Origin of the sequence: Rhodobacter sp. NSM (genome assembly GCF_052244495.1) — a bacterium.
Lineage (GTDB): Bacteria > Pseudomonadota > Alphaproteobacteria > Rhodobacterales > Rhodobacteraceae > Cereibacter_A.
The window spans coordinates 184,514-210,305 of sequence record NZ_JBQPXH010000005.1; the positions used below are offsets into that span (position 1 = coordinate 184,514).

A 25,792-nucleotide genomic window follows, 5' to 3' on the forward strand; every position below is an offset into this window, starting at 1 on the left:
GAGAATGGAGATCGGCTCGCTGCAGAAGAAGGAGATCGCGGCCCTCCGCCGCATCGTCTCCGACATCGGGGAGGCGGCGGGGCGAGAGTCGCGCGAACCCTTCATGCGCATCCTGTCCCGGCTCGACGCCTGGACGGCGCGCGTGGCGGTGATCGGACAGGTGAAGGCGGGCAAGTCCTCGTTCCTGAACGCCTTCATCGGCCAGATCGGTCTGCTGCCCTCGGACGTGAACCCCTGGACCTCGGTCGTCACGAACCTGCGCATCAACGTCCCGGGCGATCCGGCGCAGGGAGCCTCGTTCCGCTTCTTCGACGAGGGCTCCTGGGACGAGATCGTGAACGGCGACCCCCGTGTGCGTCGCCTGGCCGAAGAGATGCTGCCGGGCTTCGATTCCGGCATCCTGCTCCGGCAGGCGCAGGAGATGAAGGAGCGCGCGCAGGCGCGTCTCGGGCGCGCCTATGCGACGCTTCTGGGCAGCACGCATGACTACGACTTCCTTTCGGCCGAGCTGCTCCAGAGCTATGTCTGCGCGGGACCCGGCGCCGACCAGGGCCTCGATGATCAGGCGCTGGGGCGCTACGCCTCGATCACGCGCGAGGCCGACGTCTACCTGCGGCTGCCCGAATTCGCGGTGCCGGTCGTTCTGACCGACACGCCGGGCGTCAACGATCCCTTCCTCGTGCGCGACGAATTCACCTGCCGCAGCCTCGACCGGTCCGACATCTTCGTCGTGATCCTCTCGGCGCATCAGCCGCTCACCGAGGCCGACATAGCGCTCATGCGGATGCTCTCGGCCGAGCGCGCGAAGAACGTGATCGTTTTCATCAACCGGATCGACGAACTGGAAGAGTTCGACGAAGAAATCGATGCCCTCGTCTCCGACGTGGCCCGCCGGCTGCGCGCCGCAATTCCGGACGCGGCCTTCTCGATCCACGCAGGCAGCGCTTGGCTGGCCGAACTTGCGCAGCGGGATGATCCGGCTGCCCGTGCCCTGCGGGCCGAGGCGGACAACGAGACCCTGCGTCGCTTCCTCCTCGACCGCTACGGCACCGTGCCGGACGGGCAGGCGGAGCGCCTGATGCTCGCCTCCGGCGTGGGCGAGGTGAAGCAGACGCTCGGCAGCCTGATCGACCTCGGCGCAGGCTATCGCCAGCTTGCCTCGATCCACGAGGAACTGCGCTCTGAGGTCGGAGCCCTGATCGCCCTCTGCAAGCGCGAGCGGGACTCGGTCGCCCAGCAGGTCGAGTCGATCAGCGGGCAGAGCGCCGCCCGCTTCCTGATGGAGATCAGGGGAGAGATGGCGCAGCTTTCGGACCTGCGCCGCCGCCTCGACGAACGTTTCGAGGCCATGACCGCCGCGACCGACCGGATCCTCGCGCGTTCGGCCACCGCGATGCAGCAGGCGCTCGAGACCACGATCCGCGGCTTTGTCGAGGAACAGCGAGCCGCTCTCGCTGCGCGTGCCGCGGCGGGCGAGCGCCGGCCGATGACGGTCGATCTCGTCGCGTTGAGCCGCGTGCTCGACCAGACCGTTGCCGAGACCTTCCTGCGCTACCGCGCCGCTGCCGACACCAGCCTGAACGACTGCCTTGTCAGCGCGGCCAGCATCGCCGGCGAGCGGTTCGAGGACATTGCCGAGGGCGTGTCGCTGCGGGGCCTGCCGCATGACGAGTTCACCACCGCCCTCACGCTCAGCCGTCGCGCCCTCACGGTGGATGTCGTCTCGGCCCGCGGCTGGGCCTTCTGGCGCCGCCCCGGCATGGACGTTCAGAAGACCTTCGAGGCGCTGCGGCGGATCACGCTTGCGGAACTGCTTCCCTGGTCGCACAAGATCATGAAGGCTGCCACCGAGGCCCAGGCCGAGCGGGTCGTGGCGGGCAAGGAAAGGATCCAGATCATCCTCTCGATGGTGGACAAGGCGATCGCCGAACGCGCTCAGAGACTGCGCAGCGACTCCTCGGTGATGGCGCAACTTGCGGCCGACCCGACGCGTGCGGCGCAGGTTTCACATCGCCTGCAAAGCCGAATCGAGGTGCTGGAGCGTCGGCTGCAGCTTCTGTCGATCAGCGACAGCCGCCTGTCGAAGTCCCACCTCGCCGCTGCCGCCTGAGTACATGATGTCCTTCCAGCACCCCCTGCCGCGTCTCGACCCGGCCCCCGGCCGCCCATCCGCCGGCCGCCGGCTGCGCGTGGTGGTCGCGGGAGAGTTCAAGTCGGGCAAGTCCAGCGTCATCAACGCTCTGCTGCGCAGGCCCGTGCTGCCGATGCTCTCGCGGCAGGCCTCGCGGCCGGCGTTCCTGGTGCGCCATGTAGCGGATCATGCGGGAACGGTTCTTCTTCATCACGGCAACGGCCAGACGGAGCACGCGGAGACTCTCGACGATGCCACGAACTTCGGCGGGGCAGGGCTCTGCGAAGTTCTGGTGAATGCCCCCCATCTCGACGGGGTGGAACTGGTCGAACTGCCCTTCCCCTGCGATGGCGAGGTGGGGTCCGAAGCCCTTGCGCTGATGGCAGGTGCCGACCTGCTCATCTGGGTTTCCATCGCATCGCAGGCCTGGCGGCTGTCGGAGAAGGCGATCCTGTCCCGGTTGCCATCCATGCGGGCGCGTTCGGTGATCGTTCTCTCCCGCGCCGACAAGCTCCGCAGCGCCGAGGACTGGGACCGGATCGAAGAGCGCGTCCAGCGGGAGGCCGGGCCTTTCTTCAGCGCCGTGGCCTTCGTTCAGGCGTCGCGCGAGACGATCAGGGCCGCCGCGATTGACGATCACGCCTGGGAGACTTCTGGCGGGCATATCCTTGCCGACCTCGTGAGCGAGCGCCGCCAGCGCATGGCATCAGAGGCGTCAAGCCAGCCCGCACCGCGCACCGTCTCGACCACGCCGCGCGAGGCCGCGCCCCGGCCCAGGCGAGAAGCGGAGACCGGCAGGCAGTCGGAGATCGATCAGGTGGCTTCCTCGCTCGCAGGTCTCGTCTGCGGCGGAATCCTCCGTGTCGATGACGGGTCTCTCCTGTGCTTCGGTCCCGAACGTGACCGCGCCGAGGCCATCGCGCCAGCAGTCCATGCGTTGCTCCCGGCGCAGGATGCCCTCGAGACCGCGACCGGCACGCCTGTCGAGGAATGCAGGCTGCACCTCGGCCCGCACCTGCTGCTTGTCACGCGCCCCACGCCTTCGGACATCGCATTCCTGCTGCTTCGGCAGGACCGCACCAACATGATCCTGGCGCAGACCGCGTTACGTCGGATCATCTCCGCCTGTTCCGGAGAGAACTGAACAGTCCGACCGTCGTCCGCCCACGCTTGCGTTGGAATCGCGGCTGGTTCCCGGCGATGCAACGGATCGGCGCGGATCCGCACCATCCGGGGTGTCGAAAGGGCGACTTCTCGCACAACCATTGCGTGTGGCGTGGCCATCGGCCGGTCGCAAGGCTAGGATCATGGGAACGATCGGCCGCGAGCCGGGTCTCTTACCACCGACCGCAGACAGGATCCCCCTCACATGTCCCTGGCCCCGCCACCCTCGCCGCGCATTGCGGCCTTCGACGGTTTGCGCGGCATAGCTGCCGTGATCGTCGTGCTCTACCACTATCTCTGTCTTCTGCATCCGCATCTCACGCCCTCGATGGGGCGCACCTTGACGGACTTCGCCCACACGCCGGTCCACATCCTCTGGAATGGCCGCTTTGCCGTTGCGGTCTTCTTCGTCCTGTCGGGCTTCGTCATGGCAGCCGCGGCCGAGCGTCGCCGTCACGCGCTCCTCGCGAACGTCTTCAGCCGCTATGTTCGGCTGGCGCTTCCCGTCACGGCGAGTTGCCTCGTGGCATGGGCGTGGCTCGTGGCATTTCCGGATGCGGCACTGCGGATGCAGGAGACGGTCGCTTCGCCGTCGCGCTGGCTGTCCTTCACCTATCAGGAGCCGCTCAAGCCGATCTGGATCGCGGTCGCGGACGGCATGGCGGCAAACTTCGTGCGCGGGTTTTCCCGTTTCAACAATGTACTTTGGACGATGAAGTTCGAGTTTCTGGGGTCCATCGGCATCTTCCTTCTCTATTACCTCTCGTCGGGCCGCCTGCGGCTGACGATGCTGGCAGCCGGGACATTCGTCGTGGTGCTCTGGCTTCCCGACCCCTACCTCGCCTTCGTGCTGGGCGCCGGACTCTACGAGATGCATCGGCGCGGTCTTCTGCGCCCACTGCCCGGCGCGGCGCTTCCGGTGACGGCCCTGCTCGCGGCCTTCATCCTCGGCTCTCCGGGCGAAGGTGCGCATGCGCGCCTCGATCTGCCGGAGGTGCCCGAGAGTTGGGAACTGGGAGAGCCGCGCGGTCTCATGCCGGTGCTGGCCGCGACGCTGTTGCTCTACGCCGTGCTGACGCTGCCCATGCTCGCACGACTGTTCGAGACGCGGGTGCCGCTCTTCCTCGGGCGGATATCCTTCGGGCTCTACCTCGTCCACGTCCCGCCGCTCTACACGGTCGTGGCCTGGACCTACCTGAGCGGCGCACCGGAAGCCGTCATCGCTCCCGCCTATGCTGTCCTTGTCCTTGCGCTTGCCCTGATCTTCACACGGTTCGTCGACGAGCCGGTCCTGGCGCTGATCGCCGCCGTTCGCGGCAGGTCGTCGTCTGGCACGCGATCGGTGCCAGCCGATGCTTGACCTGCCTGACTGCGCTTCCCATCCTATGTCGGCCCGCAGCCCGCGTCACCGCGCCGACCGTCCCTTTCGGAGGTTTCGATGAACTACCGCTCGATCTCGGACATGAACCGCGACATTCTGCGAAATCTGCATCGGCTTCCGCGGGATCTCGATCTGGTGGTGGGTGTGCCGCGCAGTGGCCTGCTCGCGGCGCAGATGCTGGGTGCGGCGACGGGTCTTCCGGTCGTGGCGCTGGATGATTTCCTCGAGCGTCGCACGCCGGCGGCGGGTGCGGAGCGGCGCGTTCTCGTCCTTGAGGACAGCCTGAGCTCCGGCATCGCGATGCAGGAGGCGCGCGATCGCATCGTGCAGGCAGGCCGCGACGCGGGCGTGCTTTATGCGGCCGTCTATGGCCTGAGGCGCGACCACCTCGAGGCAGATCTCATTTTTGAGGCCGTTCCCCAGCCACGCATGTTCCAGTGGAACGCAATGCACCACAAATTCCTCGCCCGGTGCTGCGTCGACATCGATGGCATTCTCTGCCACGATCCGAGCGAGGCAGAGAACGACGACGGTCCCGCCTATCTCCAGTTCCTGCTGAACGCGCGCCCGCTCTGCCGCACCCGGCAGCGCATCGGGATGCTCGTGACCAGCCGGCTCGAGAAGTATCGCGCCGAGACGGAAAAGTGGCTGGCGGCTCAGGGCATCGCCTTCGACCGGCTGATCATGCTCGATCTGCCGAGCCGGGAAGAACGCATGCGCCGCGGCGCACACGGGAGCTTCAAGGCAGCGGTCTATCGCGAGAGCGATGCGCTTCTCTTCATTGAAAGCGAGCCCGCGCAGGCAGAGCGCATCATGCGCCTGTCGGGGCGCCCCGTCCTGTGCCTGCCCGAGCAGCGGATGCTGCTTCCCGATCTCGCTTGCGTGGCCGGGCAGATCCCGCGCCTGCGCAGCCGGACCGCCGCACGGCATCTCGTTCGTCAAGCCGCGTGGGCGCTGCTGGGCCCGGAACGCTTTGCCGGCCTGAGCCAGAGACTGCGGGCCGCCTGATCGGGTCCTGTGCCATTTACGGATTAAATTGCCATTTTACGTCAATTGTCTGCGGCGCAATCCTCATGTTTCGCATGAAGTATTGGCCAAGCACGCGTCACAGGGTGCCCAATCGTGGATGGATAGGCCGTTCCGGCATAAACGCGGCGGGCGGAAGGGAGCACCGCCCGCCGCTGGCCGTCACAAGAGGGGAAGGGCGACGGCCGTGGCTCGGGCGGCGAGGGTGCCTGCCTGACGGGCGATATCATTGCAGGCGCTGCGAAGCACCAGAAGGAAGGTGCGAAGCTGATGGTCGCCCCTGATCTCGGGCCGCCTCGCATGAGCGAACGCCGCAAGGGACGCGGAGGCATAGGCTTCCTGATCGTCCCAGAGGCTCCGCACCTCGGCTGCCCAGCGATCCGCAGAAGCGTCGGATGGAACGATGCGACCGCCATACCCGATGGCTTCCGGCAGACCGCCCTGGTTCGATCCGATGACCGGGATCCCGCAGAACTGCGCCTCGGTCGCGACGCGGCCCCAGGCCTCCTGCCAGACACTTGGCGCGAGCAGGATCCGCGCGTTGCCATAGACGGACCGCATGTCGTTCGTGCGCATCCGGAGCGTGACATTCGGCAGCGATGCGATGCGCGCCTCCAGTTCCTGCCTGCGGTCGGGGCTCAGAGGCCAGCTTTCGACGAAGACGAAGGGAATGTCGGGGCAACGCTCCGCCACGGCGAGCGCGGTGTCCAGACCCTTTACGGGCACCGGATTGATGAAGGTCACGTTCTCCCTGCTCGACTTCGTCCGATAGCGCTCGGGCTCGACCAGCGGCGGCACCACGGTCGCACGGATGCCGAAGGCCTTGGCATAGGTCCGCGCGGTAAAATCGGAATTGGCGACGAAGCGCGCGCCGGGCACGCTCGACGGGTCTCCGCCAAGATCCTCAAGCTCCACGTTCCGGAAGTAGAAGACCACCGGCACGCCTGCCTTCGCGAGCGACTGGGCGAGGGGGACGGCGCGCCGGGTGTTGTCGTTCTGGACGACAGCGACATCGGGCCGGAAGTGCCGGACGACTTCTGACGCGTCGACGGGATCCCAGGTGCGGAACACCTTGTAGCCGCCCATGCGGTCCTGCGCATAGTCGCGCCGCAAGAGGCGTCGCTGCAAGCGCGCGCGGTACTCGGTCCACCCTCCTCCTTCGAGGCCGGAGAGCACCGCCACCTCGTGTCCCTCCGCCTGCAGGGCGGCGGCGAGCTGGTCGGTGCTCGACTGAGCGCCGCCGGTTCGCTGCGGAAGGTAAGGATCCCCCAGCGTGAAGAGAACACGCAGGCCTCGCTGCCGCGGCGGTGCGGCAGCCCTTGCATCCTGCGTATTCGAGAAACTCGGTAGCCGAGCATCGGACAACTTCAGGTTGCCTACGGTCTGCTGCATGAGCTGCAGCAGGGAGGACGACGCAGCCGACTGTCGTCCACCCGCCATGGGCGTGGCAGATGCTCTGTCGGCACGACCCTGTGTCGTTTGACGAAAGTTCTGTGACAACGTACTGTTTTCCCGCGCTTCCGATGTGCCAGATCCGGATAGAAATTGGAGCGCTGCTGCCCCTCCGGCCAAGCTTCGTTGTTCCGACAGGTCAGCGGCCGGATTCGCCACCTGGGACTTGCACCCAGACTCCTGATGACTCTCTCAACCTTAGGTTACTTTTCCAGACACTCAACCTTCGGAGACAGATTCTCACAAAGATGCATTTTCATTCGCCGCTTTCGGCGGAGATCCGCAGCGTCTCTGCCCGCATCATGCTGCGAAGCGGCGCAATTTTGCTCAGCGTGCGAACCGCCGCTTGAGGGCCGCGACGTTGTCGGCCCCGATCAGGCCGCGCACGAAGGCCTTGGCATTCCGCACGAGCAGCGGCGGCGCAGGCGATGCCGCGGGTTCGGCTGCAAGTGTTTCACGGGTAAGCAGGCGGTGCGTCTCGAGACAGAGCACGGGCTTGCCGGAGATGTCCGCGATGCGGCGCGCCTGCCGGTTCTCGCTCTCGATGAAGAGCGGAGCATCGCTCTGCCGGTAGACCTCGGCCTTGAAGCTGCCGTGAGCGCCAAGACGGATACGCTCGGCCTGGCTCGGAAGGTCGAGCATCACAAGCCGATCGAAGAGGATGCCGCGAGCTGACAGCCAGGCCTCGGTTTCCGCGCGGTACTTTTCCAAGCGGCTCGTGACCAGCGTCCCGATCCGGTGGCCGGGCTGGTAGAGCGGGCGGGCCGAGGCGAGAAACTCCAGATAGGCCGCGCCATCGTCGTTCTCGGCCGAAGTCGGATCGAGGCAGAGCACGCCGTCAATGTCCACGCAGGCCCGTTCGAGGACCGGATGCTGCATGAAGTTCCACTGGAAGATCCGCGGCCCGGGCAGGGGCTCGAGCACGAGATCGGCCCCGGGCACCTCGGGCCCCTCACCATAGGCCACCACGATCATCGCGGTCACGCAGGCCTTGGCGAGGCGGTCCCTCACGCCCTCCACATCCCGCTCGGTTCCTGCGATCGCCACCACCTGCCGCGGCGCGGGCCGGCCGGCCTCGGCCGAAAGCTTCGTGCGGCCGACCGAAAAGCTGCGCCCCGCGAGGAAGCTGTCGAGGTCCGACATCGGCACGTTGGCAAGAAGGCAGAGGATGTTGGCGGCAAGCATCCCGCCCTCTGGAAGCCCCACGACGAGGTCGACCTCGCGCGGGATCCGGTGGAGGTGGCGTTGCAGCATGTCGGCGAGGTCGGCGATGGAACGGTAGTGCATGGGTCTCCTCGTCAGCCGGGCGTGAGGCGGCTCATGGTTCGGGTGCGGAGCCGCAGGACGCCGCCGCGTGCCAGCGACCAGGCTTCGCGCAAGACCTCGCGCCCCTGGGGAAAGGGAAAGATGAGAAGGATCGTTGTGACATAGGCCACCGCGGCGCCTTCGAGCAGCGCCAAGAGGCGCCCCTCGGACAACCAGGGTTGCGCCAGCCAGACGATCCCCAGTGCCGCATGCGCGGCCGCGACCAGCGGTCCGCAGGTGCGGGCGACGTCGCCCGCGCCGACCGCGCCGCGCCGGCCAATGTAAAGCCAGAGAACGGGCGTCTTCAGATACTCGCTGACCGAATAGGCGATGGCCACGCCGAGCGCCCCGTAGGGCAGACCGAGAACGAAGGCCACGACTGCGAAGGCCGCCGTGGCGAAACCCCAGTACATGAACTCGGTCGACCGCCCCTGGCTGATGAAGAGCCAGCCTGCCGGGTTGTTCAGCGGCTGCAGAAGCCCGGCAAAGCCGAGCGCCATGAAGATCGGCGCGCTGCCCGCCCATTGCTCGCCGAGGGCGAAGGGGATCAGGATGTCCGCCATTGCGGCAGCGGCCGCCACGCCGGGCAGCACGAGGAGGAGCGAAAGCGACAGCACGCGCAGGTAGGCGCTCCGGTAGCGGTCAGGCTCGTCCAGCATCCGCGAGAGCGCGGGGATCATCACCTTCGACAGCGGATTGGCCACCTGGTTCAGCGGCATGAGCAGCAGCTTGTAGGCCCGGTCGTAGAGGCCGAGCTGCACGCCGCCCCAGACACGGCCGATCAGCACATTGTCGAGATTGCGCGCGAAGAAGTTCGCGAAGTTGAAGCCCGTGATGCCCGCGCCGAAGCCGATGAGCGCCCGGCCGCCCTCGGCCCCTCGGGGCAGGCCCGGCCGCCAGCGCGAGGCGAGCCACATGAGGCCGGTCGGCAGCAGGGTGCCCACGAGCTGGCCGCCGAAGAGGGCCCAGTAGCTCGGTTGCACCATTGCCCAGACAGTCGCGGCGGCTAGTCCGGCGACCGCGCCCACGACGCCGATGATGGCGATGCGGCCATATTCCATCCGCCGGTTCAGGAGCGCCGCATGCTGCGCCCCGAGCCCGTTCGCCGCCACGATCAGCGCCATCGCGGCGATGAGCGGCCCGATCCGCGGCTCCTGATAGAACAGTGCGACGAGGGGCGAGATCATCAGCAGGAGGAGGGCGAGCGTCACCGAGAGCGCGACATTGACCCAGAAGAGGAAGTTCACCTCCTCGTGCCGCAACCCTGGCTTCTGCACGGTCGCCTGCACCAGACCGAAATCCTGCAGCATCCCGATCAGGGCCAGCACCGGTGCACACATGGCGACGAGGCCGAACTCCTCGGGCGCGAGCAGGCGCGACAGAATGACGACCGACGCGATCTGCGTGGCGACCATGACCGCCTGCGAGGCGCCGATCGCCATCGCACCGCGGCCGACCGAGGCGCGCAGCGACCCCGGCGGCGGATCGAACCGATATGCGCCGCTCACCGGATCATCCGTCCGGCGGCAGCGATCAGATCTGATCGCATCGAGAATTGACTCCCTCGGTTCCACGGCAGGTTCCGGCACGGAACCGGCACCTGATCTCGCAGCTTTCGACTGAAGCCCCAAAAGAGGAGCAAAGTTCCCTTGCGTGCAACCCCGCCTCCAGACCGCGCTGTGCGGGTTCTTGCCGTTGCCCGAACATAGTGCAATTGCTCGCTGCACAAGCACAATCGCGCTGCGGTTGCAAGTCACACCGGCAAGTGATTGCCGATCAGGCGCTTCCTGCATGGACAGTCCGGGTCTGCTCGCCTCAGGGTGGCAGGCAGCAATCCGGAGATGAAACAGATGAACCTGGCATCCGCCGACAGTGTCGCCGGCGAGCATTTCGACGTGGTGATCGTGGGATCGGGTTTCGGCTCCTCGTTCTTTCTGCACGGGCTGATGCGGAAACCCGGTCGCCGTGTGCTGGTCCTTGAATGGGGCGGGCATGCGACACATGACTGGCAGCTGGAGGAGGGAAGGAATTCGCCCGTCACCGACAGCGACACCTATGCGACGAACTCCCGGAAGCCCTGGAACTTCACCATCGGGTTCGGCGGGGGCACCAACTGCTGGTTCGCCCAGACGCCGCGGCTCCATCCGGGCGACTTCCGGCTAAGGACCGAGCACGGCGTGGCGCAGGACTGGCCGGTCACCTACGGCGACCTTGAACCCTATTGGTGCGACGCCGAGGAGATCATGGCCGTGTCGGGAGACCCGGACATGGCGCGCATCATGCCGCGTTCGCGTGACTTTCCGCAGCCCCCGCACCGGATGCCCGACCCGGACCGGCTGATGAAGGAGGCCCGGCCGGACACGCATTTCGCGATGCCGACCGCCCGGGCCCGCGTGGCCACCGAGACGCGGGCGGCCTGCTGCGCCTCGCTGCGCTGCCAGATCTGCCCGGCGGACGCGAAGTTCACGGCAAACAACGGGCTCGTGCCGCTCTACGAGGCGGAGGACGTGACCCTTTGCCTTCAGGCCGAGGTGCGCCGCTTCGAGTCCGCGGGCTCGTCGGTGGGTGCTGCGATCTTCGCGGATGCCGAGGGGCACGAGCACAGGGTGACGGGGGACCTGTTCGTGCTGGGTGCCAATGCGATCCACAGCCCGGCGATCCTGCTCCGGTCGGATCTGGGCGGCGGCCTCACCGGGGTGGGGCTTCACGAATCCTACGGCTGGTCAATGGAGGCCTGGCTCGATGGCGTCGACAATTTCGGCGGCAGCACGATCACCACGGGGCTCGACTTCAGCCTCTATGACGGGCCGCATCGCAAGGACAGCGGTGCAGCCCTGGTCTATTTCGAGAACCGATGGTCGCACGGGATGCGCCTCGGAGCCGGACGGATGCGCCAGACGCTGCCGCTGGTGATCGTGACCGAGGATCTGCCCGAGGATCGCAACCGCGTCACGCTCGACGGGGAGGGGCGGGCCTTCATCGACTACCACGGGCCGTCCGATTACGCCCTGAAGGGAATGGAGCGTGCCAAGGCCGCCCTGTCCGATCTGCTCGCCCCGCTGCCGGTCGAGAGGATCCTCGACCACGGCATCCGGGAAACCGAGTCGCATCTGCAGGGGACGCTCCGGATGGGGCGTGATCCGGGAACCTCCGTGGTGGACGGGGGCCTCGTTCACCACCGCTTGCGCAACCTCGTCGTGGTCGGCACGAGCACCTTCCCGACCTGCTCGGCCGCCAACCCATCGCTGACGGCCGCCGCCCTGTCGCTGCGCGCGGCCGACCTTCTCGCCTGACGGAGCCTCCGATGAAACTGAGCCGCCGACGTGCCCTCCAGCTTGCAACCGCGACCGCAGCCCTTGCGGCGGCGGGTGGCTACACGCTCACGCGCCGCCCCGAGGATCTGGTCCGTTCGGTGCTCGAACGTCACTTCGGCCCGCTGCGGATGGATGAGGCGGATGTCGAGGCGTTGACGGCCGCGAGCCTCGAGCGGCGACCGTGGATCGAGCCGCCCTGGAAGCTCGCCGCCGCCTATGCGACCGCCCATGAGGCGGGCCTGGACAGGTCGGCGCTGGATCTTCTGCCCGACGAGCGTGCGGCGAGGCTCGAGCAGTTCGAGCGTCATGTGCTCGGTGATGCGGTGCAGATGACGAGCGTCGCAATGAGGAACGGGCCGGAGGAGCAGGTGGTCTTCATCGGCCCGACCGCCTGCCTGAACCCCTACGCGACGTTCGAGATGGCGTGACGATACTTCATGCGTAACCTCAAGATATTTGCGCAAGCGCCTGTCATCGCACGATGATTGCAAGTCTCGGCGCTTGGCCGGACATGGCTCGCGACGATGTCAGATGATCTTCAGGCTCGGTTGACCCTCGATCACGTCGCCGATCTCGACTGCCGTGTCGAAGCCGTGCCGCGAAAACACCGCCAGAACGTCGGCTACCACCTCCGGCGCGCAGGAGACGAGGAGACCGCCGCTCGTTTGCGGATCCGTCAGAAGGGCTCGCTCGGCTTCGGGGAAGGCATCGCAGAGGGAGATCCCGTCGCCGTAGCTGTCCCAGTTGCGACCCGAGGCCCCGGTGACGAAGCCGCGCGCCAGCAGACCGCGCACGGGGGGCATCACGGGCACGCGCGACCAGTCGATCCGCATCGTGACCCCGGCGCCGCGCGCCATCTCGAGCGCATGACCGCCGAGACCGAAGCCGGTGACATCGGTCAGCGCATGGACGCCGTCGAGCGCCGCGAGATCCGGGCCCGGCGTGTTCAGCCGGGTGGTCGTGGCAATCATCTCGGCATAGCCCGCAGCATCGAGTTCGCCCTTCTTCAATGCGGCCGAGAGGATCCCCGTGCCGATGGGCTTGCCAAGCACCAGCCGGTCGCCGGGGCGCGCCGCGGCATTGCTGCGGAGCCGGTCGGGATGAACGAGGCCGAGCGCCACCAGACCGTAGATCGGCTCGACCGAGTCGATGGTGTGCCCGCCCGAGATGGGAATGCCTGCGTCGGCGCAGGCCGCGGCACCACCTGCGAGGATCCGCCCGATGGTCTCGCGCGACAGGACTGAAATCGGCATGCCCACCAGCGCAAGCGCCATGATGGGCTGTCCGCCCATCGCGTAAACGTCGCTGATCGCGTTGGTCGCGGCGATGCGGCCGAAGTCGAAGGGATCGTCGACGATCGGCATGAAGAAGTCGGTCGTGGCGACGAGAGCCTGCGTGTCGTTCAGCCGCCAGACCGCCGCATCGTCCGAGGTCGCGGTCCCGATCAGCAATTCCTCGGGCACGGGCAGGGCAGGGGCGTTGCGCAGCAGCTCCGTCAGGACGCCCGGCGCAATCTTGCAGCCGCAGCCGCCGCCATGCGCGAGAGAGGTCAGCTTCGGCTCGGTCGCGGGTCTGTCGGCCATGGGTCGTCCCTTCGGAAACGGGGCGGTCACGAGGCCCCGGCACAGGGATGTAGCGGTTGAGGGGGCAAGTCAACTCGGCGGTCCGCCGGATGGCGTCACCGGATCGATGCCGGGGTTCTGCGCCGGACAGCGCGGGCAGGAACCGGGCCGACGATCACGGTGACGCCCCACTCGCACGACGCTTCCGGGGATAGGCGACTGGCCGGGGCTGTCCGGCCAGCGCAGGCAGATCGCCGATCCGGCGTTCGCGAAGGCTGGAACGGCCACCCCACCAGGACCTGCCCGAAGGCAGCGAATCGTGGTCGCACGATTGTTCCGTAGCGGTCCGCGCTGCCGGGGCAGCACGCGCAAGCGCGCTGACCAATCATTTACCTCTTCAAGCGATAACAGCCCTGTCAACTCTCTCCTTCGCATGGGTCCTCCTGCCGGAGGGATGCGTCAACTCGCACTCGGGATGGCGACACTCCACCTGATCCCATGCTCCATACAGGTGGATCGGTGGACCGGACACGGCGCGAAAAGCAATGCAGGTGCAAGTTCATTGCGAGGATTCAGAGGCTCCCCATGACCATCAAGCTCAAGCTCGCCGCAGCATTCCTCGCGGTGTTCCTTCTTTCCGGCGTCGCGGGTGTCGTTGCCTACCGCGGCTTCAACAATCTCGATGCACAGATCGAAGACATGATCGACAGCGAGGTGCAGATCGCCCTCAAGGCCGAGGCGCTGAACTCGGCGCAGCTCCGCCTGAAGGCCGCAATCCGCGAGCATCTCGTCAGCGTCGGCGAGGCCGCGATGCGTAAGCAGGAAGACGAGATGGCCGCGGCCCGTGCCGACCAGAAGGCCGCAATGGAGGTCCTCGATGCGGCCAATCTCAGCCCCGAGAACCGCGCGCTCCTCGACGAATACAGCGCCCTGCGCCAGACGATCACGAAAGTGAACCAGGCGGCCGTCGAGTTCTCGAAGAAGAACGACCTCGATGCGGCGCGGAAACTGCTTCTCGACACGGACTATCTCGCGATGCAGCAGAAGCGCGAGGGTCTCGTCCGGTCGCTCGTCGAGAACCAGCAGCGGGAACTCGCCGAAAGCAGGGCGCAGGCGAGCGCTCAAACGGCCCGGGCCCGCACGATGCTCATCGGAATGTTCGTTCTCGCAGGCGTGGTGGGCACGACGGCGGCCCTGCTGATCACCCTTTCGATCGGCCGCGGCCTGCAGAAGGCGATCGACCTGTCGAAGCGCGTGGCGGCCGGAGATCTGAGCGAGACCGCCGACGCGCGTGGCCGTGACGAGATCTCGGAACTTCTCCGGTCCAACAACGCGATGGTCGAGAAGCTCCGGGAAGTCGTGGGCGGCGTCACCGTCGTGGCGCGCCAGGTCGCATCGGGCAGCGGCGAAATGGCGGCGACCTCCGAGCAGCTGAGCCAGGGTGCGAATGAGCAGGCCTCGGCCACCGAGGAGGCGTCGGCTTCCGTCGAACAGATGGCCGCGAACATCAAGCAGGCCTCGGACAACGCATCGCAGACCGAACGGATGGCGGTGAAGGCTGCGGAAGATGCGCGCGCCTCAGGCCAGGCGGTGGGCGAGGCGGTGACCGCCATGCGCTCGATCGCCGACAAGATCATGGTCGTGCAGGAGATCGCGCGCCAGACGGACCTTCTCGCGCTCAACGCGGCAGTCGAGGCGGCCCGGGCGGGCGAGCATGGCCGCGGCTTTGCGGTGGTGGCGGCCGAGGTGCGCAAGCTTGCCGAGCGCAGCCAGACCGCGGCGGCCGAGATTTCCTCCCTCTCCGCAGGCACCGTGCGCGCGGCGACCGGCGCAGGCGAGATGCTGAACCAGCTCGTGCCCGACATCGAGCACACGTCGCGCCTTGTGACGGACATCTCGGTGGCGTCGCGCGAACTGGCTGCGGGCGCGCAGCAGGTGGCGACAGCGATCCAGCAGCTCGACAAGGTCACCCAGCAGAACAGCGCCGCCTCGCAGGAACTCGCCGGCGGTGCAAACGAACTGTCGGGCCAGGCGGAACGGCTCCAAGGGACCGTGAACTTCTTCCGGCTGAGCGAGACTGCGCAACCGGCCGCTCCGGCGCCGCAGCTGCGCGTCGTGCAGGGCGGCCGCTCGGAACCGGAAGCTCAGGCTCCGCAACGGAAAGTCGCCTCCGGGGGCTTCAGCTTCAGCCTCGACGGCGGTGACGACAATCTCGATCAAGCCTTCCAGCGCCAGAGCCATTGACCGCGGACGCGACCGGGCAACGGGTCACTTCCCCTCGACCGAAACCGGTTTCGCAGCCGCCTTGCCGTCCGTCGACCCGACGGGCGGCAACGTCATTCCGTGCTTCGCCAGATACGGTGCGAAATAGTCCCTGAACGCCTCGAAGCTGTCGGCGAGCTTCAGGAACTCGTCACGGTCCATCACCAGCACCTTCGTGTCCTCGATCGCCCGCACGCTCGTATGCCTCCGGGTCGCGCCGAGGATCAGCCGCTCGCCGAAATGGCCGCCGGGGCCGATCGTGCGGGTCTGGGTCAGACCCGTCTCCGGGTCGGGCCGGGTCATCTCGACCGAGCCCGTGACGACGGTGTAAAAGCCGTCAGACCGGTTTCCGATCTCGTAGATCACGTCTCCGGCCCGATAGCGGACATACCGCGTCGGCGGCACCGAGCGCGTGTTGAGCTGCACGACGCTGCGCGGACTGAGCCCGTCCATGAACCAGTTGATCAGCACGAAGGCGCGTGTCGTGAGGCCGGGCAGGAAGGCCAGGTAGTAGAAGCGCCAGAGCAGCCAGGCGGGAAAGCCCTTCAACTCGATCCCGAAGACCTGCGCGACACCCTTGCGGGCGCCGAGCGAGGCGAGGGCGCCCTTGGAGCGGTATTCGAACGGGCGGGGCGAGCCGCCTTCGATCGTGGCCGCGATATTCTCGGCCAGTTGCTCTGCCTCTCGCACGGCGAACTGTGCAGTCGGCGGGGCATAATCGCGGGGTCCTTCGGGCGCATCCTTCAGCGCGATCAGGGCGCAGTCGCCGAGCGCCCAGACGCCGGTCTGGCCCTTCACTGCAAGCGTGCGGTCGACGGTGATACGGCCGCGCTCCGAAGGCAGGCCCATGCGGCGGACGACAGGCGAGGGGGCGTTGCCGATCGTGGCCACGATGGTGCGCGTGTCGATCACCTCTTCGCTGCTGGTTACCAGTTGCGTTCCGGTCGCACTGGCGACACCCGTCTTGAGCTTCACCTCGATCCCGCGCTCGCGAAGCGTCCGGGTCGCGTAGTCGGCGAGACCGGGGGACATCTCGCCCAGGATCCGATCCGCGAACTCCAGCACGATCATGCGAACCTCGGATGGATCGATGTCGGGATAGAACTTCAGCGAGCGGTCGATGAGGTCCTTCATCTCACCCGCCGTCTCGATCCCCGAGAAGCCGCCGCCCACGACGCAGAAGGTCAGCGCACTGCGCTTCACCTCGGGCAGGCGGGTGATCTGCGCATGCTCGAGCTGGCCGATCACATGCGCGCGCAAGCGGCGCGCATCTTCGAGCGTGCGCATGGTCAGCGCATGCTCCTCGAGCCCCGGCATGCGCGAGAGGTCTGCCGACTGCCCGAGCGCGATCACGAGATGATCGTAGGCGATCTCGGTCGGCCGCCGCTGCACGCCCTGAAAGACGGTGACAACCCGGCGCTGGAAATCGACACTGTCCACCACGGCCTTGCGCACGAAGACGTCCCGAAGAAGGAACCGGAGCGGGGAGACCGCATGCGCCGGAGTGATGGAGCCTGCGCCCACCTCGGGCAGCAGCGGCTGGAAGACGAAGTAGTTCTCGGCATTCACCAGTTCGATTTCGGCGGCCGCGCCGAGCCGGCGCTTGAGGGCCCGTGCGGCATACATTCCGCCGAAGCCCCCGCCCAAGACCACGATCCGTGAGGTCACGACGATTCTCCTGATTGAGGTGGCCAGCATAGTCTTCGCACCCTTCCCCGCCAGTGAGGGGGCGATACCTTGTGGAACGGAAAGCTGCGGCATGACCCGGCAAAATGTCGCATGCATGCCTCTGTCGCGAATGGCGCGGGCCTTGCAGAGGCCACGACACGGCCGATGAGACCCGATCGCGCGGATGCTGCAATTGCGGGCAGAGGTGCCACGTCGACGCTTGTGGTTCTGCGGCAAAATGCCCGGGGTGTCCGATGGCACCGCGTAACTACCTCGAACGTTGAGACCTGTATTGTAGAAATTGCGGATGTCGCCGACAGGCTTGCCCGCGCATGTGACGAGGTGCAGTGATGCCGAGTGAGGGGATGTCCGTTCTGCCGATGCAGACAGCGCCGCAGGCGGCCGAAGGGGTCCGAACCGCGCCCGGTCGGGCTGGCCCTCGCGCAGTCGTGGCGGCACCGCATGGCACGTCCGCGGCAGGGCACCCATCCCATGCAGGAGGAGCGCCCCATCCACACGTCCCGGCGCCGCCGTCGCACTGGCTGACGGAGGAGGAGGTTCCGGACGCGGGCGTCGTGGCCTCTGCGCTCGCCGACTATCTTCGCAATGGCCTTGCCCGGTATCGGGCGCTGGTCTGCATCGCCGGGGAGGCACCGGAAGCGCCCCCTCAGGACAGGATGCTGATCACGATTGCACCATCCGGGCCGCGCGAGTTGCGGCTCGTCCTGTTCCTGCCGGGGCAGGACACGCTTCGGCTCGATCTCATCGATCTGGGGATCTATCGGCTGCTCGGCTCGGGCCTTCCGATGGACGGCGGCGGCTTGCGACTCATCCCGATCCCGGCTTTTTCGCACCTGCAGGCGGAAGGCAGCGTCCTGCGCAAGGATGTGGTCTACCGGATCGCGCCCCTGGGCGCCTTCGCGGACGACGACGAGGCAATGGGCGGCTGAGCCTTCGCGTGAGGACTCTGGCGTAGCTTCGCTCAGAGGGGCTTCTTCGGGCCTTGATCGTCCCATACGCTCAAGAGGCGACAGACGGGGCGTGAATCCGGAAGCGGAATCCAAATCCGATAAGTCATCTTATGTAACATAAGCGGTAATGACAGGTGATGGGCCGGGCAGTCGTCGTTCCTCATACGAGCCTCCCGCCTCAGACAGCAACGAGTTCCGCGGGGCATAGCCTTCGAGATGAGGGTGGTTCCGCCGCCTCCTTCGTGGCAGGAGAAGGAGGTTGCGCAACAGGATCGCGATCATGTCCCGGGCCGTTCATATCCGCAGCTACGTCGGTACAGGCGATCTGCATGCGCATGATCACGCGCAGCTGGTGCTGCCCATCCTCGGGTCGCTCGAGATCGAGATCGGCGGGCGTGGAGCAAGGCTCTCCCAGGCGCTTGCGGCGCTGGTGGCGCCCGGTGAGCGTCATACGCAGGCAGGCGTCTGCACCAATCGCTCGCTCGTGCTCGATCTGCCAGCGGATGCGCTCCCCGAGCGCGCACTCGATTGCCGCTTTCTGCCCATGCCGGAGGCCGCCAAGCGTCTGGTCGAGTTCGCGGGTCTGTCATCGGTGGACGGCACGCTTGCCGAAGCGGCAGCGGATCCGCTTGCGCGGCTTCTGCTGGGAAGCCTCTGGCAGCGGAGCCGTCCCGCTTGTCCCTTCACGAGGCTCGAGGCCGCCATCCGGCAGGAACCGGCTGCCGACTGGCCCGTCGGCCGAATGGCGCGGCACCTCGGGATGAGCCGCTCGCAACTCTATCGAGCGCTCGCCGAAGCGCGCGGCACGACGCCCGCCCGCTTCCTCACCGCGATCCGGCTGTCCCTCGCGCAGGGTGCCCTTCGGGACGGACGGAAACCGCTCGCACAGCTTGCTGCCGATCTGGGCTTCTCGGATCAGGCAGCACTGACGCGGGCGATGCGGCGCGAGACCGGGCGGACGCCCGGAGCCTGGCGCACCCTCTGTTCCGGGACGGAAGGCCCAAGACCTGAAACGTAAGGTAAAGACGCGCCGCGCATCCCGAGGCATGAGCAGACGACACCTCTCAAGGACAATGCCATGCCCTCCCGCACCCTTGGCCTCCTCGCCGTCATCCTTGCCGCGATCCTCTGGGGCACCACCGGGACGGTCCAGAGCCTCCTGCCGCCCGAACGCGAACCTCTCGTGGTCGCGGCGATCCGACTTGGAGTGGGGGCGGCGACCCTCGGCCTCATGGCATTGGCGACGCCCGAGAGCAGACGCGCCCTCGCCCATCTGCCCTGGCGACCGGTTCTGACCGCGGGCCTTGCAATCGGCCTCTACAACCTCCTGTTCTTCGTTGCCGTGACGAAAGCCGGAGTCGGCGTAGGCACCGCCATCGCAATCGGAAGCGCACCGGTGTGGGTCACAGTCTACGAGGTGCTCGTGCTGCGCCGCCTTCCTGGGGCGCTGCAGGGTGTCGCGCAGGGTCTCTCGATCCTCGGCGCGGTGCTGCTGGTGGCAGAGGGCGGCGACACGACGTCCCTGCCGGGTGTGGCGCTTGCGGCCGGGGCCGGGGCTTCCTACGCGGCTTACTCGCTGGCGACCGGACGGATCGGCGAACGCGTGCCTTCGGGGACGCTCGCCGCGGCGACCTTCGGCATCGCCGCCTGCCTTGCCGCCCCTGCCCTCCTCTTTCTGCCCGTCGCATGGTCCATGAAACCGGATGCATGGCCTGCCCTGCTCTTCCTCGGAACTGTTTCGACCGGGCTTGCCTATGCGCTCTTCACCCGTGGTCTTGCCCGGATCGCCACCTCGACTGCCGTCACGCTGTCACTCGTCGAGCCCCTGACGGCCTGGATCCTGGCGATATGGGTTGTCGGCGAAGCCGTGACCGTTCAGCGTCTGACCGGCGCCCTGCTGGTTTTCGTCGGGCTTGCACTGGTCACAGTGGCGCCGGCCCGGCGGGCGCCGGCCACACCCTGAGGCGAGACTCGCCGGCGGCCCACAACCTCGGGGACCTGCGCACCAAGCGGACGAGGCCGAAGTTGCCTGGCTTTACCCACAGGAATCTCATGCCGGCGAATCACCTTCGATTTGACCCGCCGCCTTTGAGAATCAGCGCTTTGGAGAGGAAAAGTTAACGCTGACATGCAATTGCCATCGGAGTGTCATGCAGATGAAGATTGACTTCCGCTAGGTAACGGCGAAACTTCCGGCGTCGCTCCGGCGGCAATGGTGCAGGAAGAGGAGGACTGCCCCATGATTTCCGAACCGACCGAACGGCGGCGAGCCCTGTTCCGCAGCCGAAGGACGCCCGTTCCGCTCTCTGCAGATACGAGAGCCGAGATGGATCCGTGCGACGAGCCAGACGATATTGCCATGCTCGATGAGTCCGGATGCATCTGGAAGGCGGCCGGACTATGCCCCGGCCAAAGCGAGGTGAACGCCGATGGCAGCATGGTCTGTCTGTGCGCACAGGTGCTCATGGCGCCGTCCCCGGACAAGGTGATCGACACGCTCACCGACCTCGGCCTCAGCGATGAGCAGATCGGCCGCTATTTCCACATTCCGGTCCGCTGCGTCACGGCGCTGCGCCGTCCGACATGATCCCGGCTCCGGCGATGGCATAGCCTCGCCGGAGCTTCCGCTGCACCAGCCTGTCCCAAGCCATGCGGATGACTTCGGGTGATCCGGAGGCTCGCATGCCCATGCGGCCTACGCTGCCGATACGTCCCCAATGAGCGACGAGTATCTCTCCCGCGAACAGGTCCCGGTCGCGCCGGATCAGGTAGTATCGGAAGCAGTTCTGCTCCGGATCGATCTTCTCGAGGCGGATTTCCATCGCGGCCCCTCCTCTGCCGACTTGCCCAGCAAGCCGCGGATCGATCCATCTGGCAAGTGCGCAATGCCGATGATGCCGCTTCCGCATCGCGACCCGTCGTTCCCGGTCGTGCCGGAACCTTGCGTCGCCGCAATCCTCGACGAAGCTTCCGCGTGCCCGAGCCGCAGGGGCCGGCCCCCTGCAGAACCCCGACGCCTTCGTCAGCCGGCCAAGGGATGAAGCAGAAGGTTGCCTCGACGCAGGCAACGGCACCGACAGAGGTTGGGGACAAGTTCTACCTCTGCCGGTGCCGGACCGGGCGTTGCCTTCTGGCGCAGGCATCGAAGTCGGCCGGTGGCGTCAATCTAGGCTGACGCCGAGCGCCCGCATTGACGACCGGCAAGGACTTCGGGCGACAGGCTGACGCAGCCTAACGCTTCCGGCCCGCCGTCTCCTCCAGAAGCAGGGCCTGTTCAGCCGTGCGCCGCATGAGGCATTCGGAGGCAACCACCATGCGGTCCGGCTTGCCGCGGCGGCGGACTGCCTCGAAGAAACAACGCTTTTCGCTCCAGTCCTTCCATGCGTCCTGCATGTTCGAGAGGTCCTCTGTCATGCGCGGGCCGCCCTGCGAGATCGACTTGGCGAATTCGACGTCGCGAAGCTTCGCCTCTTTCATCGCGGCGGCATAGGCGGCTGTCATGCGGTCGCGCCACCAGTTGGCTTCCGCCGCCATGCAGGCCGCAACCTCGACCTCGGTCGCGCCGCGGGTCTCGCGGTGGCACTGATCGGCCGCAAGCCCGATGCATGTCCCGCGCTGGCCTGCGGACTTCTTGCCGGACAGACAATCTTCCGTTGTCTCGGAGTGGAACGGAATGGGCTGGGCCTCGAGCGCCGTCGGAGCCAGAAGGATCAGGGCAAGGAGAAGACGCGGCAAGGGGCGCGGACACAACATGGCATTTCACTCTTTCTGAACGATCCGCCGCGGCGGCCGCCGCGGCCGGCGCAATCATAGGATGCGACGGCGGAGGACGTCCCGTGACATGGTCACGCGGCGGCAGGACAAAGAGGAGCCGGTCCGGCAAGACCGTCTGCACAGGAACCGCACTTCCTTCCGGGCCAGATCAGGATACTCCTGCAAGTTATTGTAATGCTAATGTAATCATGCATCAAAGCAGCGGCTCCAGCAACTCGCGCAGCGCGACGCGGGCCCGCAGGCGGCTGGCGAGAAGATACATGCCTCCGAACTTGCGCTGGATGTAGAAGGTCTCGACCGGCGGCAGGTGGTGGATCTCACGCCGCTCCGCGATCTCCATCCCGAGGTCCCGCAGGCGCATGGCAACATCGTTGCTGGCGAAATCGAAGGACGACTTCCGCAACGGCTCCATGGATATGTCGAGCATCTGCAGCATCAGGATCTGCAGGTCAGCCGGCACCGCGCCCGAGATCAGGCCGAGGTCAAAGACGGCCTCGCGCATGGCCCCGGCCTCGCCGTCGAGCCCCGCGCGCAGGAGCCGCCGGTAGCCTTGGGCAAGCCCGGTCTCCACCTCGCGGGTGGCGCCGAAGTCGAGCAGCACGACCTGCCCCATCGCCGGATCGTGGCGGTAGTTGGCAAAGTTCGGGTCGGTTTGCATCAGACCGAACTCGAGCAACTCCCGAAACATCAGGCCGATCAGGCGCCGCATGACCTGGTCCCGCGTATCCTGTGGGGCATCGGCCAGATCCTCGACCGGATCTCCGGCCACATGGCTCATGGCGAGGACGTCACGGCGCGTGAGTTCGGCGTTCAGGTCCGGCACCCGAAACTCTGGCGCTCCGTGCAAGAGCAGCCTGAAGCGCGACAGGCACCGTCCTTCACGCTGGTAATCGGCTTCCTCGTGAAGCTGCCGCTTCGCCTCGGCCAGCATCGGCGCGATATCGAGCCCCTTCGGCACGAGGCCCGCGATCTTCATGAGGGTCGCGACGTTGTCCACATCGCTGTCGATCGATCGCCGGACGCCCGGATACTGCACCTTGATCGCGAGATCCTCGCCCCCCTTCGTGACCGCGCGATGGACCTGCCCGATGGAGGCTGCCGCAATCGGCCGGACGTTGAAGCTGCGGAAGCGGCGCTGCCAATCGGTGCCCCAAGCCGCGTTCAGCACGCTGCGCAGCTGCTGGGGTGGCATGTAATGCGCTTCGGCGCGCAGTCGCGCGAGGATGTCGGCGAGTTCGGGTGGCAGCATCTCACCCGCGTCCATCGAGAGCAGCTGGCCAACCTTCATGGCAGCACCGCGCATCTGCGAGAGTTGCTCGGCCAGCCGCGACACGTTTGCCGGCGTCAGGATCAGGTCGCTCATGGCGGGGCGCCTGCCCTGCGCGAGTTGGCGCGCGCCATGCAACGCCACGTTGCCGGCGATGCCAGAGGCCAATCCGCCGAATCGCGCAAGGCGGGAAATCCTGCCGCTGGGCACCGCCAGGGCGCGGGGTTCTGGGATCGGCTTGGACACTCTCGGTATGCTCTTTCTGAATTGTGGGAAACGTAGGCCGTGAAGGCCTTTCCACAAGGATGAGGTGTGTCAAATTGACCAGATCCCACACTTTCGTCAGTGACTTGGTCACGAAGGAACAATCCGCCTTGATTGTGTCACAATGACATTCTATCGCCTTCCGATAGGCAGGGTTACAATCGATAGTTGTAACTACCTACAGACGAGCGGATCCTTCTGAACCTATGCGAAATGATGTGTCCGACCTTGGCGATGAGAGTGGAGAAGAGGATCAGATGATGTCGTCTGCTGCGCGCCCGCTGAGCCACGCCTGGACTGCCTCCGTTCCGCAGGCCGATGGCCGGCGTCCGATCCGCCCCCTGGCAAGCTATCGGCTGGAATCCTGGCGTCCGGGCCCATCCTTCTGGGAACCCACCATAGGTCAGGAAGAAGGCCCCATCAGGGCGGAGCATGCGCTGCTCTCGTTGACTGGTCCGCTGATCGTCGTGGCATCGGTGCTGATCAGCATTCTGCTCATACTGACATGAGAATGAAGAAGGGCGCGGGCCTTCCGGCGCCGCGCCCCTGATCCGGATGTGTCGGAATCACGCGACCTTGGCGCGCTCGAACCCCACATCAATGCCGTCATCCGAGTTCAGGGCAAAGTCGAACCCGCCAGAGGCAACGCGGCGCGGGCCGACCACCTCCAGACGCTGCTCTGGCCGGGCAACCGGAGGGGACGCGACGGGATCGGCCGGAGAGGAACCGATCCGGAAGTAGCCGACGGCCACCCGTAGATCCTCAGATCGCTCGGACAGATCTGCGGCGCTCGCCGAAAGTTCGCTCGCGGCTGCGGTGTTCTGCTGCGTCACGATGTCGAGCTGCTGGATCGCCGTGCTGACCTGTGAAGCCCCGGCTGCAAGCTCATGAGAAGCTATGGAAATCCCGGAAACCAGCTGCGCCGTCGTTTCGATGTCGGGAACGAGCCCGTCGATCATGTGACCCGCCGAGACCGCGGAACGCGCAGTGCCGATGGACAGCTGCGAGATCTCGGCCGCCGCGGCCTGGCTGCGTTCGGCCAGCTTGCGCACCTCGGCCGCAACCACGGCGAAGCCCCGGCCATGCTCGCCCGCACGCGCCGCCTCGACCGCGGCGTTGAGCGCCAGAAGATCCGTCTGGCGTGCAATCTCCTGCACCACCAGGATCTTGTCGGCGATCGAGCGCATGTCCTCCACCGCCCCCGAAACCGCACCGCCGCTTTCGCGCGCCGCCTGGGCCGCTTTCGAGGCCATCTTCTCGGTCCGCGAGGAATTGTCGGCGCTCTGCCTGATGGTTGCCGCCATTTCCTCGACCGAGGCCGAGGCCTGCACCGTGGCCGAGGCCTGCTCGTTCGCACCCTGACTGAGCTGCTCGGACGTGGCGGCGACTTCGGCGCTGCCCGCCGCGACCTGACCCACCGCCGCGGTGACCCGGCCCACCACGTCGCGGAGCCGCAGCACCATCCCGTTCAGCGCGGCCAGAAGGTCGCTGAGCTCGTCGTTGCCGCGCAGCGCCGCGGTCTCCGTGAGATCTCCGTCCGCCACCCGCCGGGCGACCGCCAGTGCCCGCGCCAGCCCCCGACCGATCGTCAGGATCAGCCATCCGGCCATGGCGAAGGCGATCACCGAGGCCGAGACGATCGCGCCCACGATGAGCATCATCGTCAGCGTCCGCGCCTGGGAGGCCGCGGCCTCGGTCTCTTTAAGATGGGCGATGTTCTGGTCGCGCAGATCCTCCATGATATGCATCCGCGTCGCCTGCAGACGGGTGAAGTAGTCGCCCCAGAGAAGCTTGCGCGCCTCTTCGCCGCGTCCCTCGTCCGAGAGCAGCAGCGCCTTGTCGTTCACCTTGATGGACTGAGTCCAGAGATCCTCGTATTCGACGAGCTTCGGCTGGTCCGCAGCCGGCGACGCCGCCACCAGCGCATCGAAGGCCTCGCGCATGTTGGCGCGGGCTGCCTGCACCGCCTCCCTCTCCTTGGCCTTCCCGGCGGCGGGCGAGAGCATATGGTCGCGCACCGCGCCCTTCATGCGCAGCTGCTCGGCGTTCAGGCGCTCGGCAAGGCGCACCCGTTCGAAGTCGCGTTCGACGAGGACGGTCATGTCATCGCTCAGGCGATCGATCGTGTAGAGGGCGTAAAGGTTGGTGCCGCCGGCCATGGCGAAAATGACCGCGAAGGTCACACCCAGCTTGCTGCGAATTGAAAATCTCATGTCGGAACTTTCCGGAGATGGCCGGAGGCATGCAGCCG

The 25,792-nt window shown here is 66.8% G+C and carries 21 protein-coding genes and 1 other annotated feature; of the genes, 12 read left to right on the forward strand and 9 right to left on the reverse strand.

The features are described from left to right. Positions 1-4 precede the first annotated feature (4 nt). The 4 genes from ACTVZP_RS12490 (at position 5) to ACTVZP_RS12505 (ending at position 5,684) form a co-directional block, all read left to right on the forward strand. A complete protein-coding gene (locus ACTVZP_RS12490; RefSeq protein WP_443212472.1) occupies positions 5-2,110 on the forward strand; it encodes a dynamin family protein in 2,106 nt (701 codons plus the stop codon). 7 nt (positions 2,111-2,117) lie between these two features. After that, the gene (locus tag ACTVZP_RS12495) at positions 2,118-3,275 is read left to right on the forward strand and encodes a dynamin family protein (protein ID WP_443212473.1); all 1,158 of its coding nucleotides are present in this window, start codon (positions 2,118-2,120) and stop codon (positions 3,273-3,275) included. A gap of 225 nt (positions 3,276-3,500) precedes the next feature. Continuing rightward, complete coding sequence (locus ACTVZP_RS12500) at positions 3,501-4,655, forward strand: acyltransferase family protein (RefSeq protein WP_443212474.1); 1,155 nt, start codon at positions 3,501-3,503, stop codon at positions 4,653-4,655. Between the two features lie 78 nt (positions 4,656-4,733). Continuing rightward, positions 4,734-5,684, forward strand: a complete 951-nt coding sequence (locus ACTVZP_RS12505) for a phosphoribosyltransferase (protein WP_443212475.1) — start codon at positions 4,734-4,736, stop codon at positions 5,682-5,684. A gap of 180 nt (positions 5,685-5,864) precedes the next feature. Here ACTVZP_RS12505 and ACTVZP_RS12510 read toward each other — a convergent pair whose 3' ends face one another. The 3 genes from ACTVZP_RS12510 to ACTVZP_RS12520 form a co-directional block, all read right to left on the reverse strand. Next, a complete protein-coding gene (locus ACTVZP_RS12510) occupies positions 5,865-7,094 on the reverse strand; it encodes a glycosyltransferase family 4 protein (protein WP_443212476.1) in 1,230 nt (409 codons plus the stop codon). A 185-nt stretch (positions 7,095-7,279) separates the two neighbouring features. After that, positions 7,280-7,337, reverse strand: a sequence feature (sul1 is cis-regulatory element that is thought to sense ions involved in sulfur or methionine metabolism; They are found in Alphaproteobacteria). Between the two features lie 144 nt (positions 7,338-7,481). Beyond that, the gene (locus ACTVZP_RS12515; RefSeq protein ID WP_443212477.1) at positions 7,482-8,441 is read right to left on the reverse strand and encodes a phosphoribosyltransferase; all 960 of its coding nucleotides are present in this window, start codon (positions 8,439-8,441) and stop codon (positions 7,482-7,484) included. An 11-nt stretch (positions 8,442-8,452) separates the two neighbouring features. Continuing rightward, positions 8,453-9,967, reverse strand: a complete 1,515-nt coding sequence (locus ACTVZP_RS12520) for a lipopolysaccharide biosynthesis protein (RefSeq protein ID WP_443212478.1) — start codon at positions 9,965-9,967, stop codon at positions 8,453-8,455. Positions 9,968-10,309: 342 nt separating this feature from the next. Between ACTVZP_RS12520 and ACTVZP_RS12525 the strand changes: the two genes are divergently transcribed. Together ACTVZP_RS12525 and ACTVZP_RS12530 are read left to right on the forward strand one after the other, a co-directional pair. Further along, a complete protein-coding gene (locus ACTVZP_RS12525) occupies positions 10,310-11,752 on the forward strand; it encodes a GMC oxidoreductase (protein WP_443212479.1) in 1,443 nt (480 codons plus the stop codon). 11 nt (positions 11,753-11,763) lie between these two features. Then, positions 11,764-12,201, forward strand: a complete 438-nt coding sequence (locus ACTVZP_RS12530) for a hypothetical protein (protein ID WP_443212480.1) — start codon at positions 11,764-11,766, stop codon at positions 12,199-12,201. Between the two features lie 99 nt (positions 12,202-12,300). On the opposite strand, the gene selD is transcribed toward ACTVZP_RS12530, so the two are convergent. Continuing rightward, positions 12,301-13,356, reverse strand: a complete 1,056-nt coding sequence (gene selD, locus ACTVZP_RS12535) for a selenide, water dikinase SelD (RefSeq protein WP_443212481.1) — start codon at positions 13,354-13,356, stop codon at positions 12,301-12,303. 564 nt (positions 13,357-13,920) lie between these two features. On the opposite strand from selD, the gene ACTVZP_RS12540 reads away from it, so the two are divergent. Then, positions 13,921-15,579, forward strand: coding sequence for a methyl-accepting chemotaxis protein (locus ACTVZP_RS12540; protein ID WP_443212482.1), 1,659 nt, complete (start codon positions 13,921-13,923; stop codon positions 15,577-15,579). Between the two features lie 24 nt (positions 15,580-15,603). On the opposite strand, the gene ACTVZP_RS12545 is transcribed toward ACTVZP_RS12540, so the two are convergent. Next, a complete protein-coding gene (locus ACTVZP_RS12545; protein WP_443212483.1) occupies positions 15,604-17,295 on the reverse strand; it encodes an FAD-dependent oxidoreductase in 1,692 nt (563 codons plus the stop codon). Between the two features lie 545 nt (positions 17,296-17,840). On the opposite strand from ACTVZP_RS12545, the gene ACTVZP_RS12550 reads away from it, so the two are divergent. The 4 genes from ACTVZP_RS12550 to ACTVZP_RS12565 all read left to right on the forward strand — a co-directional run bounded on the left by ACTVZP_RS12550 (position 17,841) and on the right by ACTVZP_RS12565 (position 20,823). Then, a complete protein-coding gene (locus ACTVZP_RS12550) occupies positions 17,841-18,215 on the forward strand; it encodes a hypothetical protein (protein ID WP_443212484.1) in 375 nt (124 codons plus the stop codon). Between the two features lie 301 nt (positions 18,216-18,516). Further along, complete coding sequence (locus tag ACTVZP_RS12555; RefSeq protein ID WP_443212485.1) at positions 18,517-19,254, forward strand: helix-turn-helix domain-containing protein; 738 nt, start codon at positions 18,517-18,519, stop codon at positions 19,252-19,254. Between the two features lie 60 nt (positions 19,255-19,314). Then, positions 19,315-20,199: a DMT family transporter gene (locus ACTVZP_RS12560; protein ID WP_443212486.1), complete on the forward strand. Its 885-nt coding sequence runs from the start codon at positions 19,315-19,317 to the stop codon at positions 20,197-20,199. A 276-nt stretch (positions 20,200-20,475) separates the two neighbouring features. Next, entirely contained in the window at positions 20,476-20,823 is a 348-nt protein-coding gene (locus ACTVZP_RS12565; protein ID WP_443212487.1) for a hypothetical protein, read from the forward strand. On the opposite strand, the gene ACTVZP_RS12570 is transcribed toward ACTVZP_RS12565, so the two are convergent. From ACTVZP_RS12570 to ACTVZP_RS12580, 3 genes are all read right to left on the reverse strand, one after another. Next, positions 20,798-21,058, reverse strand: coding sequence for a WGR domain-containing protein (locus tag ACTVZP_RS12570; RefSeq protein WP_443212488.1), 261 nt, complete (start codon positions 21,056-21,058; stop codon positions 20,798-20,800). The two genes, ACTVZP_RS12565 and ACTVZP_RS12570, sit on opposite strands and share 26 nt — an antisense overlap. A 409-nt stretch (positions 21,059-21,467) precedes the next feature. Then, complete coding sequence (locus ACTVZP_RS12575; RefSeq protein ID WP_443212489.1) at positions 21,468-21,989, reverse strand: lysozyme inhibitor LprI family protein; 522 nt, start codon at positions 21,987-21,989, stop codon at positions 21,468-21,470. A 214-nt stretch (positions 21,990-22,203) separates the two neighbouring features. Further along, a complete protein-coding gene (locus tag ACTVZP_RS12580) occupies positions 22,204-23,373 on the reverse strand; it encodes an ABC1 kinase family protein (protein ID WP_443212490.1) in 1,170 nt (389 codons plus the stop codon). Between the two features lie 425 nt (positions 23,374-23,798). Here ACTVZP_RS12580 and ACTVZP_RS12585 point away from each other — a divergent pair, with 425 nt between their 5' ends. Then, on the forward strand, positions 23,799-24,050 hold the full coding sequence (locus ACTVZP_RS12585; RefSeq protein ID WP_443212491.1) for a hypothetical protein: 252 nt from the start codon (positions 23,799-23,801) through the stop codon (positions 24,048-24,050). A 57-nt stretch (positions 24,051-24,107) separates the two neighbouring features. Here the strand turns inward: ACTVZP_RS12585 and ACTVZP_RS12590 are convergent, their stop codons facing one another. Continuing rightward, positions 24,108-25,754 (reverse strand): methyl-accepting chemotaxis protein, encoded by a 1,647-nt coding sequence (locus ACTVZP_RS12590; protein WP_443212492.1) that lies wholly within the window; start codon positions 25,752-25,754, stop codon positions 24,108-24,110. Positions 25,755-25,792: the final 38 nt, after the last annotated feature.

Bases quoted from the DNA above. Each gene is read 5' to 3' on its own strand.
- ACTVZP_RS12585 (WP_443212491.1), top strand. From the start codon at position 23,799: ATGATGTCGTCTGCTGCGCGCCCGCTGAGCCACGCCTGGACTGCCTCC.
- ACTVZP_RS12540 (WP_443212482.1), top strand. From the start codon at position 13,921: ATGACCATCAAGCTCAAGCTCGCCGCAGCATTCCTCGCGGTGTTCCTT.
- ACTVZP_RS12495 (WP_443212473.1), top strand. From the start codon at position 2,118: ATGTCCTTCCAGCACCCCCTGCCGCGTCTCGACCCGGCCCCCGGCCGC.
- ACTVZP_RS12490 (WP_443212472.1), top strand. From the start codon at position 5: ATGGAGATCGGCTCGCTGCAGAAGAAGGAGATCGCGGCCCTCCGCCGC.
- ACTVZP_RS12570 (WP_443212488.1), bottom strand. From the start codon at position 21,058: ATGGAAATCCGCCTCGAGAAGATCGATCCGGAGCAGAACTGCTTCCGA.
- ACTVZP_RS12560 (WP_443212486.1), top strand. From the start codon at position 19,315: ATGCCCTCCCGCACCCTTGGCCTCCTCGCCGTCATCCTTGCCGCGATC.
- ACTVZP_RS12510 (WP_443212476.1), bottom strand. From the start codon at position 7,094: ATGCAGCAGACCGTAGGCAACCTGAAGTTGTCCGATGCTCGGCTACCG.
- ACTVZP_RS12590 (WP_443212492.1), bottom strand. From the start codon at position 25,754: ATGAGATTTTCAATTCGCAGCAAGCTGGGTGTGACCTTCGCGGTCATT.
- ACTVZP_RS12565 (WP_443212487.1), top strand. From the start codon at position 20,476: ATGATTTCCGAACCGACCGAACGGCGGCGAGCCCTGTTCCGCAGCCGA.
- ACTVZP_RS12555 (WP_443212485.1), top strand. From the start codon at position 18,517: ATGTCCCGGGCCGTTCATATCCGCAGCTACGTCGGTACAGGCGATCTG.
- ACTVZP_RS12575 (WP_443212489.1), bottom strand. From the start codon at position 21,989: ATGTTGTGTCCGCGCCCCTTGCCGCGTCTTCTCCTTGCCCTGATCCTT.
- selD (WP_443212481.1), bottom strand. From the start codon at position 13,356: ATGGCCGACAGACCCGCGACCGAGCCGAAGCTGACCTCTCTCGCGCAT.
- ACTVZP_RS12515 (WP_443212477.1), bottom strand. From the start codon at position 8,441: ATGCACTACCGTTCCATCGCCGACCTCGCCGACATGCTGCAACGCCAC.
- ACTVZP_RS12505 (WP_443212475.1), top strand. From the start codon at position 4,734: ATGAACTACCGCTCGATCTCGGACATGAACCGCGACATTCTGCGAAAT.
- ACTVZP_RS12545 (WP_443212483.1), bottom strand. From the start codon at position 17,295: ATGCTGGCCACCTCAATCAGGAGAATCGTCGTGACCTCACGGATCGTG.
- ACTVZP_RS12500 (WP_443212474.1), top strand. From the start codon at position 3,501: ATGTCCCTGGCCCCGCCACCCTCGCCGCGCATTGCGGCCTTCGACGGT.
- ACTVZP_RS12530 (WP_443212480.1), top strand. From the start codon at position 11,764: ATGAAACTGAGCCGCCGACGTGCCCTCCAGCTTGCAACCGCGACCGCA.
- ACTVZP_RS12580 (WP_443212490.1), bottom strand. From the start codon at position 23,373: ATGAGCGACCTGATCCTGACGCCGGCAAACGTGTCGCGGCTGGCCGAG.
- ACTVZP_RS12525 (WP_443212479.1), top strand. From the start codon at position 10,310: ATGAACCTGGCATCCGCCGACAGTGTCGCCGGCGAGCATTTCGACGTG.